The following is a 14,938-nucleotide window of genomic DNA, read 5'->3' as shown; positions in this document are numbered from 1 at the left end:
TTCGATATGGCACACGCCGTACGAGCATATTCGCGATATGGCGTGCGCTCTGCTGGTCTGGCGCCATGACGCTCTCCCGCCGCTCCCTGCTGCTCGCCGGCGCCGCCGGTCTCGGTGGCGCACTCCTCGGCTGTTCCGCGCCCACCGCACCGGTGGCCCCCGCCGCGCCGGCACCGCGCCCGATCCCCGCGATGGACGGGGTGGAGCGCGAGTTCGGCCGCCGGATCGGGGTACACGTACTCGACTCCGGCACCGGCACCGGCACCACCGCAGGCCACCGCGACGGCGAGCGGTTCCTGATGTGCTCGGTGGTCAAGGCGCTGATGGCAGGGTTCGTGCTGCACCGGTCGGTGGCCGACCCGGCCCTGCTGGACCGCCCGGTCCGCTGGGGCCGCGCCGACCTGCTGGAGTACGCGCCGGTCACGTTCCGGCACGTGGACTCGGGACTGTCGGTGGCGCAGCTGTGCGAGGCCGCCGTGACGGTCTCCGACAACACCGCGCACAACCTGCTCCTGCGCGAGGTCGGTTCCCCCGCCGACCTGACGGCGTGGCTCCGCTCCACCGGCGACGGCGTCACCCGCGCCGACCGGTACGAGACGGCGCTCAACGACGTCGACGGCGACCGCGACACCAGCACCCCGGCCGCACTGGCGGCGACCCTGCGCGCACTGACCACCGGTGACGTGCTGCCGTCCGCCCAGCGGGACCGCCTGGTGGGCTGGCTGCGCGCGAACACCACCGGCGACGAGCAGATCCGGGCCGGTGTGCCGGACGGCTGGCAGGTCGGGGACAAGACCGGCAGCGGGCCGCTCGGGGAGAAGAACGACGCGGGGGTGCTGTTCCCGCCGCAGGGCGCCCCGGTGCTGCTGACGGTGTTCACGGTCCCGGCCGACCCCGCCGCACCGGACGACGACCGCGGCGCGGCGGCCGTGGCCTCGGCGACCCGGGCGGCGCTGGCGGCGCTGCGCGGGTGACGCCCGCTCAGATCGCGGAGAGCACCGCCCGCAGGATGGCGACCTGACCGATCGGGCTGGGGTGCAGGCCGTCGTCCTCCCAGAAGTCCGGGCGCGCCGGGAGCCGGCTCAGGTCGACGGCGTCGGGGTCGACGTCGCGCACCATCGCGACGAGCTCGGGCAGGTCGGCGGCGTCCCACCACTCCCCCGTCAGCTCCCGGGTGAGCCCGACGCGGGCCGGATCCACCGGCGGCGGCACGACGAACCGCACCCGCGAGCCGGCCTCGGTCTCGAGCAGCAGGCGCAGCGCCCGCAGGTTCCGGGCGGTCTCGGTCGCCGAGACCATCCGGATGCCGGTGGTCGCCCCCTCCCGGCGGACGTCGTTCGTACCCAGCATGACCAGCACCCGCGTCGGGACCCGGGACACCAGCACCGGGCCGAGCGCGAGCGCCTCGGAGCTCGTGCGCCCGGACAGCGCCAGGACCTCGACGGAGGCCTCCGGCTCGGCCATCGGCACCAGCTCGGCCAGCAGCCGGGCCCAGCTCAGCCGGTCGGCCGAGATCGAGTCACCGACGACCACGACCCGCTCCCCGGGGCGCAGCGCCATCCGGTGCAGTCCGGCGGCGACCGGGCGTTCGCCGATCAGCGCACCGGCGGCGGCCCGGACCCGGCCGGCCAGGGCGTCGCGCACCCCGGACACGGCGGACGGGTCGAGGCCCGCCGTGGAGGCGAGGACGCGGTCGATCTCCTCCTCCTGCACCCCGAACGCCGCGAACGCAGGCCACGCCGTGAGATCGGCGTACCGGATCAACCGGGTCATCAGGTCGCTCTCCACGGATCCCTCCAGGTCGCGTGCGGACGGGCACGAGCATGCCCGTCCACCGCTCCGGTGGATCACCCGGCCCGGTGCTGACCCACATCACTCGAACGGATGCCAGTTTCTGTGACTCGCATCATATGAACGCGAGGTTTCCGGGCATGTTTCCACAGCTCGGGCGGCGAACTGAGGCGGACCGCACCGCGGGTCAGGCGAGCCTGCGTTGGCTGGTGCGCCGCAGCCGACACCGCCACGCTGCGCCCCATGACCACCGCTCAGGACATGCCCCAGGTGCAGCAGTGTTCCGCGACCAGCTGCTCCTACAACTCCGACTCGCACTGCGGCGCGGGAGCGATCACGATCTCCGGTGACCACGCCCACTGCGGCACCTTCGTCGAGATCTCGTTCCGCGGCGGCAACGGCAACGGCCTCGTCGGCGCGTGCCACCGCTCGGACTGCCGCTACAACGAGAAGCTCGAGTGCACCGCCTCGTCGGTGAACATCGGTCAGGGTGCCGACGCCGCCGACTGCCTGACCTACGAGGCCAGGTAGGTCAGCTCCTCCGCACGCACCTCGCCACGCTCGTCGACGCGCAGCGCGCCATCGGCGACGGCGAGGGCCGCCACGGGGTCGATGTCGTCGACGAGGACGGCCACCCCGCCGGCGGCGACCTCCCGCAGCGCGGCCAGGACCGCGCTGCGGTCGTGCGCACCGAGGCCGTCGGTCAGGCGGTCGGCGAGGACCATCGCGGTGACCCCGGTCCGGACCACCTCGACCGCGGCCAGCCGGTCCGCGACCGGCTCCGCCACGCGTGCGCCCAGGCGCCGGACGACGGCGTCGTGACCGTCGGCGGACCGCCCGGACGCGTCGTCGAGCCGGTTCATCATCCGTCGGCGCTGCACGGACGGCCCGAGCAGCACCGTGATGCTGCCGGCCGGCAGGCGCAGTGACATGAGCCCTCCCTGACCGCTGTTCAGGTCAGGCTAACCGTAGATAACGGTGAGGTGAAGGGATCAGCCGATGGTCCTGCCCACTCCGGCCCAGTAGGGCGCGCGCAGCTCGCGCTTGAGAATCTTCCCGCTCGGGTTCCGCGGGAGGGCCTCCACGACGTCCACCGAGCGCGGGCGCTTGTAGCCGGCGATCAGCGGTCGCATCCAGTCGAGCAGCGCGTCCGGGTCGATCGTGGCCCCGTCACGCGGCACGACGACCGCCTTCACCGCCTCGCCCCAGCGCTCGTCCGGCACCCCGATGACGGCGACGTCGGCGATGTCCGGGTGCTCGGACAGGACGTTCTCGACCTCGATCGGATAGACGTTCTCGGCGCCGGTCACGATCATGTCCTTGATCCGGTCGGTCAGGAACAGGAAGCCGTCGGCATCCAGGTAGCCGGCGTCACCGGTGCGGAGCCGGCCGTCGTCGCCCAGCGCGGTCGCGGTCTCCTCGGGCCGCCGCCAGTAGCCGGACGTGACCTGGTCGGACCGGATCCGCACCTCCCCGACCCGGCCGGCCTCGAGCTGCTCACCGGTCGCCGGGTCGACGACGGTCAGCTCCACCCACGGGTAGGCCCGCCCGGCCGAGCGCATCAGGTGCGCCCGCGGCCCGTCCGGGTCGTGGTCGCCGGGATCGAGCTGGGTGATGGCCCCGGTCGTCTCGGTGGCGCCGTAGACCTGGAACAGCGGGGCGCGGAACGTCTCGACGACCTTCCGCAGCGCTCCGGCCGTGATCGGTGAGGCGCCGTAGGCGACCGAGCTCAGCGCCGACCAGTCGCGGTCCGCGGCGCCGGGCACCGCGACCAGCATCTGGAGCACCGCCGGGACGAGGAACGCGTTGGTGACCCGCTCGCCGGACATCGTATCGAGCAGCGCGTCCGGGACGATGTCGGCGACCAGCACCAGCCGGGACCCCGCGGCCAAGCAGACCAGCGCGTAGCCGACCCCGCCGATGTGGAACAGCGGCATCGCGACCAGGGCGGTCGAGGTGGTGTCGATCGACCAGTGCCCGGCCGCGAGCAGCAGCGCGGAGAACTGCCGGTGGGCCAGCAGCACGCCCTTCGGCAGCCCGGTGGTGCCCGAGGTGTAGAGCTGCAGGACCGGGTCGTCGACGGTCGTCCCCTCCGGCACCGACGGCGGCAGCGGCGCGTCCGGCGCGTCCCGCCAGTCCGCGTAGTCCTCCCCGACGACGAGCACCCGGCGGCCACCGAGGTCCGCACGCAGTCCCGCGAACTCGGGGCCGAGGACGACGAGCCCCGCGTCGGCGTCGGCGACGAGCGCGTGCAGGTCGGACTCGGTGAGGCGGGTGTTCAGCGGCACCGAGACCGCCCCGATCCGGGGCGCGCCGAGCAGGAGCTCCAGGAACTCGGGCCGGTTCTTTCCGATCCAGACGACCCGGTCCCCCACGCCGAGCCCGAGGTCGCGCAACGCCGCACCGGCCAGCCCGGCCCGCCGGTCGAGCTCGCCGTAGGTCGTCTCGGCACCGTCGACCGTCACGGCTGGCAGATGTGCGCGGCCGGGGTCGGCGAGGATGTCGGTGAGCCGGAAGTCGGTGGCAACACTCGTCTGACCAGGCACGTCGGTCTCCCTCGATCGTCGTCGGCACAGGGTTTCGAACAACCGTATATGATAGTGGAGTGCTCCTGCCGGATCTCGCGCCCGACACCTCGCCGGGACGTGCGCCGCAACTTCCCGACCGGATCGCGCTCGTCCTGCGGGACCGCATCCTGTCCGGCGAGCTGCGCCCGGGCACCTTCCTGCGGATGGACCGGATCGCCGCCGAGCTGGGCGTCAGCCACACCCCGGTCCGCGAGGCCCTGCAGTCGCTGCGGGCCGAGGACATGGTGCTCGCGGTCCCGCGCCGTGGCTTCGTCGTGGCCGAGCTGACCCGGGGCGACGTCGCCGACCTGTTCGAGGTGCAGGCCGACCTGACCGGGACGCTGGCCGCCCGGGCCGCGGGTCGGCTCGGCCCGGCCGATCTCGACGACCTGCGCACGCTGGCCGGCCGGGTCTCCGAGCTGTGCGGGCGGATGCCGGACGACGCCGGCCCGGAGGACCTCGAGCCGCTCGTCTCCGCCGAGCACCGGCTGCACGCCGAGATCAACCGGCTGGCGTCGTCGCGCAAGCTCGCCTGGCTGGTGGGGCGCTCGTCGCACTACCTGCCGGCGCACTTCTACACCGGCTCGCCCGCCTGGCGCACCGGTGCGCTGCGGGCCCACAGCGAGCTGCTCGACGCCCTCGGCGCCGCCGACCCGGAAGCCGCCCGGTCGGCCATGCGCCGGCACGTGCTCGACGGCCGGGACCTGCTGCTGGCCCATCTGGACACCATCGGAATGTGGACGACCGACTGAGGAGGGGGCACCGATGCCCGTCACCCTGACCGAGGACCAGGCCGACCTGGCCACCGCGATCGGCGAGTTCTGCCGTCGCGAGATCGGCTCGAAGGAACGCCGCGACGAGCTCACCGACCACGGGAGGCACCCGCACTCCGAGGAGGTCTACCGGAAGATGGCCGACCTCGGCTGGCTCGGCATCGCCGCCCCCGAGGAGTACGGCGGCGCCGGGCAGGGCATGCGCGAGCTGCTGGTCTTCCTGGAGGAGACCGCCTACGGCCAGGCCCCGATCTCCGGGTTCGGCACGACGATCATCACCGCGGCCGCGATCGAGAAGTTCGACACCGAGGCCCAGAAGCAGGAGCTGCTCGGCGGCATGTGCCGCGGCGACGTGCTGTCGATCTCCATGTCCGAGCCCGAGGCCGGCTCCGACGTCGGCGGCCTGAAGTGCAGGGCCACGAAGACGGAGAACGGCTGGCGCATCGACGGCCAGAAGACCTGGTGCTCCAACGCGCACATCGCCTCGCACATCCTGCTCGTCGCGCGGACCTCCACCGAGGGCGGCAAGCACGACGGCCTGACGATGTTCGTCGTGCCGGCCGGTGCCGCGGGCCTGAGCGTCCACGGCATCGACACGATGGGCGGCAAGGAGGTCAACGACCTCTACTTCGACGGGTGCGAGCTGCCCGCCGACGCCGTCGTCGGCGCCGAGGGCCAGGGCTGGAAGCAGCTGATGGCCGGGCTGAACCTGGAGCGGATGATCCTCGCCGGGCTGATGCTGGGGCTGGCCCGCCGGGCGTTCGACGACACCGTCGCCTACGTGAAGGAGCGGAAGCAGTTCGGCCGGCCGGTCGGCAGCTTCCAGGCCCTGCGGCACCGGATCGCCGACAACGCCACCGAGCTGGCGGCGACGAAGCTGCTGGTGCACGACACCGCGCGGACGATCGACGAGGCCGAGCCGGGCGCGCTGTTCCCGCGGGAGGCGTCGATGGCCAAGCTGAAGGCCACCGAACTCGCCAAGCACCTCTCCCTGGAGGGCATGCAGATGCTCGGCGGCTACGGCTACGCCACCGAGTACGGCATGGAGCGGCTGCTGCGCCAGAGCGTGGTGTCCACCGTGTACGGCGGCACCAGCGAGATCCAGCGCGACATCATCGGCAAGACCTACGGCCTCTGACGGGCACCGGTCCCGGGCGGGCCGTCGCGCCCGCCCGCCCGGGGCCGGCGGTCAGGCCGAGAGCGGCTGGCGCCGCGCGGTGTCACCGGGACCGGGCTGCGGCGGCGGCGGCGGGAAGCCACTCACCGTCCCGGACGTCTGCGCGGCCTCCCGGGCCGCGCGCCGGACGTGCGCGGGGACCGTGCTCGCCCGTCGCGGGGGCAGCATCGGCGGCACCGCACCGCCGGCCCGGCGCACCTCGCGGGAGCGGCGCAGGTAGGCCCAGCCGCCACGGGCCAGCCGGGCACCGCGCTGCGCGGCACCGGCCTCGGGCACGGCGTCGCCCGCGTCGGCCTCGCGGGCGGAGATGTGGCGCAGCCGGGCGACGGCGGCGGGCAGCCGGCGCAGGGCCGCGGAGCGGCCCTGCGGGGACAGTGCGACCTTGGCCAGGAAGCTGCCCAGGCCGACCGCGTAACCCTCCATCTGCTTGCGCAGGGCCTCCTGGTCGGGGCGGTGGTGGTGCCACAGGTAGGCGCCGGGCAGGTAGCCCAGGACGTGCCCGGCCAGGATCATGCGGACCAGGAACTCGCCGTCCTCGCCGCCGTGGGTGGGGGTGCCCGGGCCCATGGCCTCGTCGAAGCCGCCGACCGAGCGGGCGGCGGTGGCGCGCACGGCGAGGTTGGCGCCGATGCCGAGCAGGCCGGGGGCGAACGGGAAGATCGGGGAGTCCGGCGGGGGTGCGGCCAGGGAGAAGCGGCGGGCGGTGAAGCCCTTGTTCCAGGCCAGGGCGGTGTCGGCGGCGCGTTCCTCGGGGCTGCCCAGGCGGGCGGCGAGGACGGGGCCCGACACGCAGGCCAGGTCGGGGTCGGCGGCGAAGGCGCCGGCGATGCGGGAGGCCCAGGCGGGGTCGACCTCGGTGTCGTCGTCGGTGAAGGCGACCAGGTCGGTGCGGGCCTCGGCGAGGCCGCGGTTGCGTCCGACCGAGGCGCCGCGGCGGGGTTCGCGGACGTAGCGGACCCGGGGTGAGCCGGTGGCGGTGACGGCCTGCTGGGTGCGTTCGTCGTCGGGGTCGTTGTCGACGACGACGACCGAGAGGGCGGGGTGGTCGGAGGCGAGCACGGCGCGCAGGCAGCGGGCCAGGGACTCGGGGCGGTTGCGGGTCGCGACGACCACGGTGACCGGGTCGGACCCGACCGGCGCCCGGTCGACCGCACCGGCGGGCGGTAGGGCCGCGATGGCCATCGCCAGCTCGGCCGCGGTGGCCCGCCCGTTCCGCAACGGCACGGTCACCTGGTCCTGCGGGGTCCCGTCCACGGTGATCAGCAGCCGGGCGGCACCGAAGCGCGGGTCGACCACGAGGTCGGCAGCGGGGGCGAGCCGGTCCAGCTCGCCCACCCAGGTCGGTCCGTCCGGGTTCGTCGCCATGGACACCATGGTGCTCACCGCGGCTGTGACGACGCTGAGACGTGCCCCGGGAGGAGGTCCGCTGTGGCGGAGCACACCCGGCCGGCGGTCACCGGCCGGCCGCCGCCCGCGACCGCGCCACGACGACGTCGGGCACCCGCTCGTTGATCCACCCGATCAGCCCGGTGAGGTGGCCGGTGACGTCGCGGCCCAGCGCGGTGAGCCGGTAGCCGACCTGGGGCGGCGAGGTGGGGGCCACCTCGCGGTGCACGAAGCCGTCGGCCTCCAGGGTGCGCAGGGTCTGGGCCAGCATCTTCTCGCTGACCCCGCCGATGGTGCGGCGCAGAGCGGAGAACCGGAGGTCCTCCCGGGAGAGAGCGACGAGCACGAGCACCGCCCACTTGGACGTCACGTGGTCGAGCACCGTGCGTGCCGGGCAGTCGCTGTCGAACGCGTCACCCGGCCCGAACCACTCGACGGTCCCGACCTGCGTGCTCACATCCGCCTCCCGTGCTTACCCGAAGGTGAGTACTTACTTTTCGTAAGTAGAGCACACATCGTGGGTACGACAGGGATCGCGAACGAGGAGGAACGACGATGATCGTGGTGACCGGAGCGAGCGGGCGGCTGGGCCGCGCGGCGGTACGGGCCCTGCTGGAGACCGTGCCCGCCGAGGGGATCGCCGTGCTGGTGCGCGACCCCGCCTCGGTGACGGACCTGGCCGCGGCCGGCGTCGTCGTGCGCCGGGGCGACTACGAGGACCCGGCCTCCCTGAAGGAGGCCTTCACCGGCGCCGACCGGCTGCTGTTCGTGTCCGGTTCCGACGTGACACCCGGCGTGCGCGCACGCCAGCACGGCAACGTGGTGCGCGCGGCGGCCGAGGCGGGCGCCGGGCAGGTCGTGTACACCAGCGCGATCGCGGCGGACGCCGAGGGCGGCGCCCCCGGGTTCCTCGCCGACCACACGACGACCGAGGCCCTGCTGCGCGACTCCGGCCTGCCGGTGACGCTGCTGCGCAACACCTTCTACACCGATCTGTTCGTGAACCGGGACGCCGTCGCGACCGGCGCCACGGTCGCCGCGGACGAGGGCCGGGCGCTCAACACCGCCACGATCGACGACCTGGCCCGGGCCGCCGCCGCGGTACTGACCTCCGACGGCCACACCGGCCGCTCGTACGAGCTGCGCGGGCCGCTGTGGACCTTCGACGAGCTCGCCGCGGTGATCGGCGAGGAGTCGGGGACGCCGGTCGTCCACCGGGGACCGACGCCGGAGGAGGCCGGTGACCACGCGTTCCTCGGGTCGCTGGTGTCGTCGGGCCTGTTCTCCGAGCCGTCGGACGACCTGGACGGGCTGCTGGGTCGCCCGGCCACCGGCATCCGCGAGGTCGTGCGGGCGGCGCTCGACCGGTCCTGACCACCGGTCCGGGAACAAGGACGGCCGCACCCCGGTTGTGGTTGATGTATCAACTTCCACGACGCCGAAGGAGGCCGAGCGATGAACTTCCTGCCCTGGACCCTGGACGAGGTCACGGCTCCGGCCGACCGGTGGGAGCGCGCGAGCTACCTGTTCGACTCCGGCGACCACGTCGGGGCCGCCCGGATCCTCGCGGACCTGGCCACCGAGGAGCCCGGCGCGGATGCGGTCCGGCTGCTGCTGGCCCGGGCGTACTACCACTCGGCCCAGCTCGGACGCGCCGAGTCGGAGCTGCGTGAGCTGGTGGAGCGCGTCCCGTCCGACGGGTACGCCCACCTGCTGCTGGGGCGCACCCTGCAGCGGCGGTCCCGGCACGACGACGCCGCGCCGCACCTGCGGCTGGCCGGCGCGCTCGGGGTCACCGCGGACTGACCCCGCCAGGGCGGCACCGGGACGACCCGGTGCCGCCCGGCCGGTCAGTCGTCGTCGAGGTCGTAGATGCGGACCCAGTCGACCTCGTAGGTCGCCGGCTGCATGTCGCCGCCGAAGAAGTTGTCGAGCTGGATCGTCAGGTGCCCGCTGGGCATGTCCTGGATGGCGCGCCGGCCGGCCTGCGCCCCGCCGGAGAAGCTGAACCACTCCTCGCCGTCGATGAAGCCCTTGATGTGGTCCGGGGTCCACTCGACCGCGACGTTGTGCCACTCCGAGAGCGGCTCCCCGCAGTCGGTCTCGCGGACGAACTCCTGCTGGATCGCACCGCGGCCGTGCGGGTAGTGGATGAACGCCTCGGCGCACTGCTCGCCGGGGGCACCGTTCTCCAGGAAGTCGTACTCGCCGTCCTGGGGCCACCGGTCCGACTGCGGCCAGATGATCAGCAGCGGGTGGTACTGCCTGCCGTTGTCCGGGCCGTTGGCCTCGGAGCGGACGCGCACCTCCCAGCGGCCGTACTGCTGGTTGAACTTCGAGGAGATCCACGCCGAGTCGCCGTTGCGCAGCCCGGTCTGGACGAGCTTCTCCCCGTCGACGGTGGAGCGGCTGAGGCAGCGGCCGCCGTTGCCGTCGTGCCCCGGCCAGCACTCGCCGGGGTGGTTCCACCGCTCCGGGTCGGGCCGCCCGGTGTAGTCGAACTCGTCGGACGCCGGCAACGGGGTCCCCCAGCCGAACCGCTCGGCGGCGGTCGGTGCGCCGGGCTTCGGGACGCTCTGGTCGGCGGGCCGCGCGGACGGGTCGGGTCCGTCGGCGGGGTCCTCGGCGGGCTCCGCCGCGGGGTCCTCGGCCGGGGTCCCGGCCGGGTCCTCCGCGGGCCCCGCCGCCGGGTCCGCGGGCTCTGCGGCCGGATCCCCGGGGTCCTCCCCCTGACCCGCGGGACCCGCGCCCGGACCGGAGGGCTCCTCGGCCGGAGCGGCCGGAGCGGCCGGGTCCTTCGCAGGATCAGCGGGGTCCGCGGGCTCGTCCGCCGGACCGCCGGGCCGCTCCGCCGGACCTGTGGGCCGCTCGAGCGGGGCGCCCGCCGGTTCCTCCGCCGGGCCTGCCGGGCCCGCCGGATCGGCCGGGTCCGCCGCGGGGGCCGGATCCGCCGGGTCCACCGGTTCGGCCGCGCGGGCCGGACCCTGCCCCGGGCCACCGGCCGGGTCGCCCCCGGGCTCCGGCTCCTCCGGGCCCGGCACCGCCCGGGAGCCGGGCCCCGTGTCCCCCGGGGGGCCGCTGCCCTGGCCCGGTGGTGGGTCGGCCTCCGCCGTACCCGACGACGAGCGCAGTGCCGATCCCGACGCGGGGACCGGCCCGAGACCGCCCGGCTCCGGGTCCGGCGTGTCCGCGCCCGCCGCGGGCGGAGCGCCCGGGACGGGGGCCCCGGACACGGGGGGTGTGGCAGGCGGCGCGCCACTCACCCCGTCGGCGAGGGCGAGCCCACCGCCGGACACGGCGAGAACACTCGCCGTGACGACCGTTGTCGCGCCGATCACCGTGCGTCGCGCCAGTCCGCGTCTCATGGCTCCGATCCGCTCCCGTCCGTGTCCGGCTTGTCCGATATGGCGGACGTTAGAGGCGTTCCGTGCACGACAACCACGCGTTCCACCCGTCGGTGGGGTGAGCCCACCCGGTCGTGGGTCCCCCGCTCCGGGTCCCGCGGTGACGATGCGGCAGCGGGCGCGGGACGGGCGGGCACCCGGTGACCGGGGTGACGCGGGAGAGGCACGAGGTGCCCCGCGTCCGGGTGGCGACGACGGCCCGGGCTCAGCCGCGGCGGCCCGGCAGGGTCTCCGGCGCCCGCCACCACACGACGGCCGCCACCAGGGACAACGCACCCGTCAGCGCGAAGGCGGGCCCGTACCCGAGTCCCTCCGCGAGGGCCCCGGCGACCAGCGGGCCGGCGATCGCGCCGAGATCGGCCGCCATCTGGAACCCCGCGAGCACCGGACCTCCGCTCGCCCGTTCCCCGATGACGTCCGCGACCGACGCGTTCAGCGGCGGGTTCACCAGACCGCTGCCCAGACCCGCGACGAGGGACAGGACCAGGAACAGCCACGGCGCCGACACGTAGCCGAGCACCGCGGTCGCGAGCCCGGACACCACGAGCCCGGCGATCAGCGGCGGTCGGCGGCCCGCTCGGTCGGCGACCCGACCGGCGAGCAGCAGGGTCGCCGCGTTCCCGACGGCGAAGACCGACAGCGCGACCCCGCCGAACGCGTCCTCCCGGCCGAGCGTCTCGACCACCATCAACGGCACGAGCGCCACCCGGACACCGAAGACCGCCCAGCCGTTCGCGAAGTTCCCGATCAGCGACGCCCGGTACGCGCGGTGCCGCAGCGCCCCGGAGAACCGGGCGGCCGGGACCGGTCCGCCGTCGGCGGCCCCGTCGCCGTCGTCCGTACCGGCCCGCGCGGGACGGCGCAGCATCCGTCCGCACACCGCGAGGACCAGCACGAGCAGTCCGGCGTAGACCAGGAACGGGGCCCGGACGTCGATCGCGGCGAGCGTCCCGCCCAGCAGCGGGCCGCCGATGTTGCCGAGCAGGAACCCGGTCGCCCACACGCCGGTGGCCCGTCCGCGCAGGTGCGGGGGCGCGATCCGGACCAGCAGCGACACCGCCGAGATCGTGAACATCGTCGACCCGATCCCGGCGACGAGCCGGAACGCGATCAGCTGCCAGTACGCCGTGGCGAAGGCCAGCCCCGCCGTCGTCACGGCGACCACGGCCAGACCCCACACGAACACCGGCAGCTCACCGAGGCGGCCCACGACCGAGCCGGCCAGCGGGGCGAAGACCAGCCGGGAGAACGCGAACACGCTGATCACCGCGGAGGCCGCCGTGATCCCGACGTCGAACGAGCGGACGAACGCGGGCAGCACCGGCGCGACCAGCCCGAACCCGACGGCGATCATGAAGGCCGCGGCGGCCAGGACGTGGATCTCGCGCGGCAGCGACTCCCGCCGGGCGGGTACGGCGGGGACCCGGTCGTCCTGCTCGACCACGGTCCCTCCTCCACTCTCCCGGCCGGGAGACGGTACGCCCGTGCCAGAGCCCGGCGCGCACCCGGCCGCCGGGCATCCGGGAGGGTGAGCGGGTGGATCGCGAGGACACCGCCTGGCTGGACCGGCTCGACGGGCCGGAGGGCACCGCGCTGCTCGACCGGCTCGCCGCGGCCGACCGCTCCGGCGACGCCGCGCTGCGGCTCGGCACCGCCCTGCGCCGCGAGTACGACGCGACGCTGGTCGCCGACGCGATGGCCGTCGCCGGGCTGCGGGACAAGGCGGCGGCGAAGTTCGCCCGTGCCCCGCGGATGTGGTTCACCCGCGACGGGCTGGAACAGGCGTCGTCGGAGTCGATCGCCCGGCACCGCGCGGCCCGCTACGCCGGCCGGGACCGGCTCACCGACCTGTGCTGCGGCATCGGCGGCGACCTGGTCGCCCTCGCCGCGGCCGGGCACGAGGTGACCGGCGTCGATCTCGACCCGGTGCACCTGTGGATGGCCGGGCGCAACGCCGCCGCCCACGACCGGAGCGTGCGGACCGTCCGCGGCGACGTCCGCGACGCCGACCTGACCGGCGCCGACGGGGTCTTCGTCGACCCGGCCCGGCGCGGTGCGGGGCGGCGGATGCGCACCGGGGACTCCGAGCCGCCGCTGGACTGGTGCCTCGCCCTGGCCGGACGGGTGGACGCCGTCGGGATCAAGGCCGCTCCCGGGATCGACCACGACACCGTCCCGGACGGCTGGGAGATCGAGTTCCTCGCGCTGGGCCGCGAGCTCAAGGAGGCGGCGGTCTGGTCGCCCGCGCTGGCCGGGGCGCGCACCCGGGCCACCGTGGTCGACGGCGACGGCGTGCACTCCGTCGCCGGTGAGCCCGACCCCGAGGACGGGGACACCGGCGTCGCCGTCACCGGGCCGGGCGGCTGGCTGCTCGACCCGAACCCGGCGGTCACCCGCGCCGGCCTGGTGTCCGGGCTCGCCCGGAGCACCGGGACCAGCCGGATCGACCCCCGGATCGCGTTCCTCACAGGCGACGACGAGCCGGGACCGACCCCGTTCGCGCGGCGCCTGCGCGTCATCGACTCCCGGCCCTGGGACCAGAAACGGCTCCCGCGGGTGCTGCGCGACCTCGACGTCGGCGCGGTCGACGTGCGGCGCCGCGGCCTCGCCGGGGACGTCGACGCGCTCGCCCGCACGCTGCGCGGGCGCGGCTCGCGTCGGGCGACGGTCGTCATGACCCGGGTCGAGGACCGGCCGTGGGGCCTGGTCTGCGTCGACCCGGCGTAGCTAGCCGCGGCCGGGGAAGTGGATGAACTCGAGCGCGACGCCGTCCGGGCCCTGGAACTCCAGCGTCGCGTAGCGGGTGGGGTCGGTCCGGTCGACGACGCCGCCGTGCGGCACCGAGAGGGTGTCCAGCCAGGCCGCCCAGTCGTCCAGCGTCGCGCGGTCGGCGACGCCGAAGGCCAGATGGTCGAGCGCACCGCGGACCGGGCCGCCGTCGCCGTCCGCCGGGGCGTGCAGCTCGATCATGACGCCGGTCGCGGGGTCGAGCAGCAGCGCCGCCTTCTCCGGGTCGCCGCCGCCGGCGTCGTGGTGCGGGAAGGTCATCGGCAACCGTTGGAGCCCGAGCACGCGCTGGTACCAGGTGGCGCTGGACTCCACGTCGGAGACGACCACCGACGCGTGGTGGAAGCCGGTGACCGTCGGCCGCTCGATGCCCGAAGCCATCTCCCACCCTTTCCCGTCCCGTCGCCGATGCGGCGCCCAGTCAACACCCGCGGCCCGTCCGGCGTCCGGCCGCCGGGCCGCCATCATGATCGACGGTGGGCAGCCGCGCCGTCACCGTCCCCTCCGTGCCCGGTGCCGTAGCGGCGCCGAGCGTGCGGAGGAGGCCCCGTGCGCCGTGGTTGGACGCGGTCGTCCGGGCGACGAGCGGTGCGCCGGACGCGGCCACGGACTGCTCCGAGCGGAGCAGGCGCAGCGCGGCGGTACCGGTCCCCCGGCCGCGGTCACCGCGCGCGAGCCAGATCCCGACCTCGTCGCCGTCCGCTCCCGGCTCGACGCGGACCGCCCCGGCGGCCCGGCCACCGGACCGGACCACCCAGGTGCGCTCGACCGGCTCCGCGGCCAGCGCCCGCCCGCGGTGGAAGGCCAGGAACCCGGCCCGCAGCCCCTCGTCCCAGCCGGCCCCGTCCGGTGCCGGCATCACCTCCGCGGGCGCCGCCCCGGCCACGGCCGCCTCCAGCAGCTCGGCCAGCCCCGCCTCGTCGAGCGGGACGAGCGCGACGTCCGGGGGTGTGCCGGGGCCCGTGCCGGAATCCGTGCCGGGGTCCATGGCCGACAGCCTGGCCCGGAACGCCTCCCGCCGCGAGCGCGTTGCCGGGCGGGTCGCCGCGTGCC

Annotated in this window: 16 protein-coding genes; 7 read left to right on the top strand and 9 right to left on the bottom strand. The window is 75.2% G+C overall.

Translation table 11 applies throughout. The features are described 5' to 3' along the window. Nucleotides 1–65: 65 nt before the first annotated feature. Nucleotides 66–974, top strand: a complete 909-nt coding sequence (gene bla, locus Ae150APs1_RS18815; protein WP_075299316.1) for a class A beta-lactamase — start codon at nucleotides 66–68, stop codon at nucleotides 972–974. 7 nt (nucleotides 975–981) lie between these two features. On the opposite strand, the gene Ae150APs1_RS18810 is transcribed toward bla, so the two are convergent. Continuing rightward, the gene (locus Ae150APs1_RS18810; RefSeq protein WP_010226347.1) at nucleotides 982–1,788 is read right to left on the bottom strand and encodes an SGNH/GDSL hydrolase family protein; all 807 of its coding nucleotides are present in this window, start codon (nucleotides 1,786–1,788) and stop codon (nucleotides 982–984) included. A gap of 246 nt (nucleotides 1,789–2,034) precedes the next feature. Here Ae150APs1_RS18810 and Ae150APs1_RS18805 point away from each other — a divergent pair, with 246 nt between their 5' ends. Further along, on the top strand, nucleotides 2,035–2,322 hold the full coding sequence (locus Ae150APs1_RS18805) for a DUF1540 domain-containing protein (protein ID WP_029239296.1): 288 nt from the start codon (nucleotides 2,035–2,037) through the stop codon (nucleotides 2,320–2,322). On the opposite strand, the gene Ae150APs1_RS18800 is transcribed toward Ae150APs1_RS18805, so the two are convergent. Next, nucleotides 2,307–2,723: a hypothetical protein gene (locus Ae150APs1_RS18800; protein WP_075299314.1), complete on the bottom strand. Its 417-nt coding sequence runs from the start codon at nucleotides 2,721–2,723 to the stop codon at nucleotides 2,307–2,309. The two genes, Ae150APs1_RS18805 and Ae150APs1_RS18800, sit on opposite strands and share 16 nt — an antisense overlap. Before the next feature lie 60 nt (nucleotides 2,724–2,783). Continuing rightward, the gene (locus tag Ae150APs1_RS18795) at nucleotides 2,784–4,337 is read right to left on the bottom strand and encodes an AMP-binding protein (protein ID WP_075299312.1); all 1,554 of its coding nucleotides are present in this window, start codon (nucleotides 4,335–4,337) and stop codon (nucleotides 2,784–2,786) included. A gap of 59 nt (nucleotides 4,338–4,396) precedes the next feature. Here Ae150APs1_RS18795 and Ae150APs1_RS18790 point away from each other — a divergent pair, with 59 nt between their 5' ends. Then, entirely contained in the window at nucleotides 4,397–5,110 is a 714-nt protein-coding gene (locus Ae150APs1_RS18790; RefSeq protein WP_249266394.1) for a GntR family transcriptional regulator, read from the top strand. Nucleotides 5,111–5,123: 13 nt separating this feature from the next. Continuing rightward, nucleotides 5,124–6,269 (top strand): acyl-CoA dehydrogenase family protein, encoded by a 1,146-nt coding sequence (locus Ae150APs1_RS18785; protein ID WP_075299310.1) that lies wholly within the window; start codon nucleotides 5,124–5,126, stop codon nucleotides 6,267–6,269. A 51-nt stretch (nucleotides 6,270–6,320) separates the two neighbouring features. Here Ae150APs1_RS18785 and Ae150APs1_RS18780 read toward each other — a convergent pair whose 3' ends face one another. Continuing rightward, nucleotides 6,321–7,673: a glycosyltransferase family 2 protein gene (locus Ae150APs1_RS18780; protein WP_170918107.1), complete on the bottom strand. Its 1,353-nt coding sequence runs from the start codon at nucleotides 7,671–7,673 to the stop codon at nucleotides 6,321–6,323. Nucleotides 7,674–7,761: 88 nt separating this feature from the next. After that, nucleotides 7,762–8,151, bottom strand: a complete 390-nt coding sequence (locus Ae150APs1_RS18775; RefSeq protein WP_075299306.1) for a helix-turn-helix domain-containing protein — start codon at nucleotides 8,149–8,151, stop codon at nucleotides 7,762–7,764. A 98-nt stretch (nucleotides 8,152–8,249) separates the two neighbouring features. On the opposite strand from Ae150APs1_RS18775, the gene Ae150APs1_RS18770 reads away from it, so the two are divergent. Further along, nucleotides 8,250–9,068, top strand: coding sequence for an NAD(P)H-binding protein (locus tag Ae150APs1_RS18770; RefSeq protein ID WP_075299304.1), 819 nt, complete (start codon nucleotides 8,250–8,252; stop codon nucleotides 9,066–9,068). Nucleotides 9,069–9,149: 81 nt separating this feature from the next. After that, on the top strand, nucleotides 9,150–9,500 hold the full coding sequence (locus tag Ae150APs1_RS18765) for a tetratricopeptide repeat protein (protein ID WP_010244001.1): 351 nt from the start codon (nucleotides 9,150–9,152) through the stop codon (nucleotides 9,498–9,500). Nucleotides 9,501–9,544: 44 nt separating this feature from the next. Here Ae150APs1_RS18765 and Ae150APs1_RS18760 read toward each other — a convergent pair whose 3' ends face one another. Both Ae150APs1_RS18760 and Ae150APs1_RS18755 read right to left on the bottom strand, forming a co-directional pair. Continuing rightward, nucleotides 9,545–11,059, bottom strand: a complete 1,515-nt coding sequence (locus Ae150APs1_RS18760; RefSeq protein ID WP_139316977.1) for a family 16 glycosylhydrolase — start codon at nucleotides 11,057–11,059, stop codon at nucleotides 9,545–9,547. Between the two features lie 244 nt (nucleotides 11,060–11,303). After that, complete coding sequence (locus tag Ae150APs1_RS18755) at nucleotides 11,304–12,542, bottom strand: MFS transporter (protein ID WP_083680230.1); 1,239 nt, start codon at nucleotides 12,540–12,542, stop codon at nucleotides 11,304–11,306. 92 nt (nucleotides 12,543–12,634) lie between these two features. On the opposite strand from Ae150APs1_RS18755, the gene Ae150APs1_RS18750 reads away from it, so the two are divergent. Continuing rightward, nucleotides 12,635–13,825 (top strand): class I SAM-dependent methyltransferase, encoded by a 1,191-nt coding sequence (locus tag Ae150APs1_RS18750; protein WP_075299300.1) that lies wholly within the window; start codon nucleotides 12,635–12,637, stop codon nucleotides 13,823–13,825. On the opposite strand, the gene Ae150APs1_RS18745 is transcribed toward Ae150APs1_RS18750, so the two are convergent. After that, nucleotides 13,826–14,266, bottom strand: a complete 441-nt coding sequence (locus Ae150APs1_RS18745; RefSeq protein WP_075299298.1) for a VOC family protein — start codon at nucleotides 14,264–14,266, stop codon at nucleotides 13,826–13,828. Between the two features lie 40 nt (nucleotides 14,267–14,306). Then, nucleotides 14,307–14,873: a GNAT family N-acetyltransferase gene (locus Ae150APs1_RS18740; RefSeq protein WP_075299296.1), complete on the bottom strand. Its 567-nt coding sequence runs from the start codon at nucleotides 14,871–14,873 to the stop codon at nucleotides 14,307–14,309. Between the last annotated feature and the right edge of the window lie 65 nt (nucleotides 14,874–14,938).

Origin of the sequence: Pseudonocardia sp. Ae150A_Ps1, assembly GCF_001932315.1 — a bacterium.
In the GTDB taxonomy this organism is placed as follows: Bacteria; Actinomycetota; Actinomycetes; order Mycobacteriales; family Pseudonocardiaceae; genus Pseudonocardia.
The sequence above is the reverse complement of the archived record's forward strand: the minus strand, read 5'-3'. Positions and strand labels throughout refer to the sequence as shown.

What these genes read in the sequence shown, in the direction of transcription:
- Ae150APs1_RS18800 (WP_075299314.1), bottom strand. Translation starts at nt 2,723, where the DNA reads ATGTCACTGCGCCTGCCGGCCGGCAGCATCACGGTGCTGCTCGGGCCG.
- Ae150APs1_RS18765 (WP_010244001.1), top strand. Translation starts at nt 9,150, where the DNA reads ATGAACTTCCTGCCCTGGACCCTGGACGAGGTCACGGCTCCGGCCGAC.
- Ae150APs1_RS18785 (WP_075299310.1), top strand. Translation starts at nt 5,124, where the DNA reads ATGCCCGTCACCCTGACCGAGGACCAGGCCGACCTGGCCACCGCGATC.
- bla (WP_075299316.1), top strand. Translation starts at nt 66, where the DNA reads ATGACGCTCTCCCGCCGCTCCCTGCTGCTCGCCGGCGCCGCCGGTCTC.
- Ae150APs1_RS18780 (WP_170918107.1), bottom strand. Translation starts at nt 7,673, where the DNA reads ATGGCGACGAACCCGGACGGACCGACCTGGGTGGGCGAGCTGGACCGG.
- Ae150APs1_RS18745 (WP_075299298.1), bottom strand. Translation starts at nt 14,266, where the DNA reads ATGGCTTCGGGCATCGAGCGGCCGACGGTCACCGGCTTCCACCACGCG.
- Ae150APs1_RS18740 (WP_075299296.1), bottom strand. Translation starts at nt 14,873, where the DNA reads ATGGACCCCGGCACGGATTCCGGCACGGGCCCCGGCACACCCCCGGAC.
- Ae150APs1_RS18805 (WP_029239296.1), top strand. Translation starts at nt 2,035, where the DNA reads ATGACCACCGCTCAGGACATGCCCCAGGTGCAGCAGTGTTCCGCGACC.
- Ae150APs1_RS18760 (WP_139316977.1), bottom strand. Translation starts at nt 11,059, where the DNA reads ATGAGACGCGGACTGGCGCGACGCACGGTGATCGGCGCGACAACGGTC.
- Ae150APs1_RS18770 (WP_075299304.1), top strand. Translation starts at nt 8,250, where the DNA reads ATGATCGTGGTGACCGGAGCGAGCGGGCGGCTGGGCCGCGCGGCGGTA.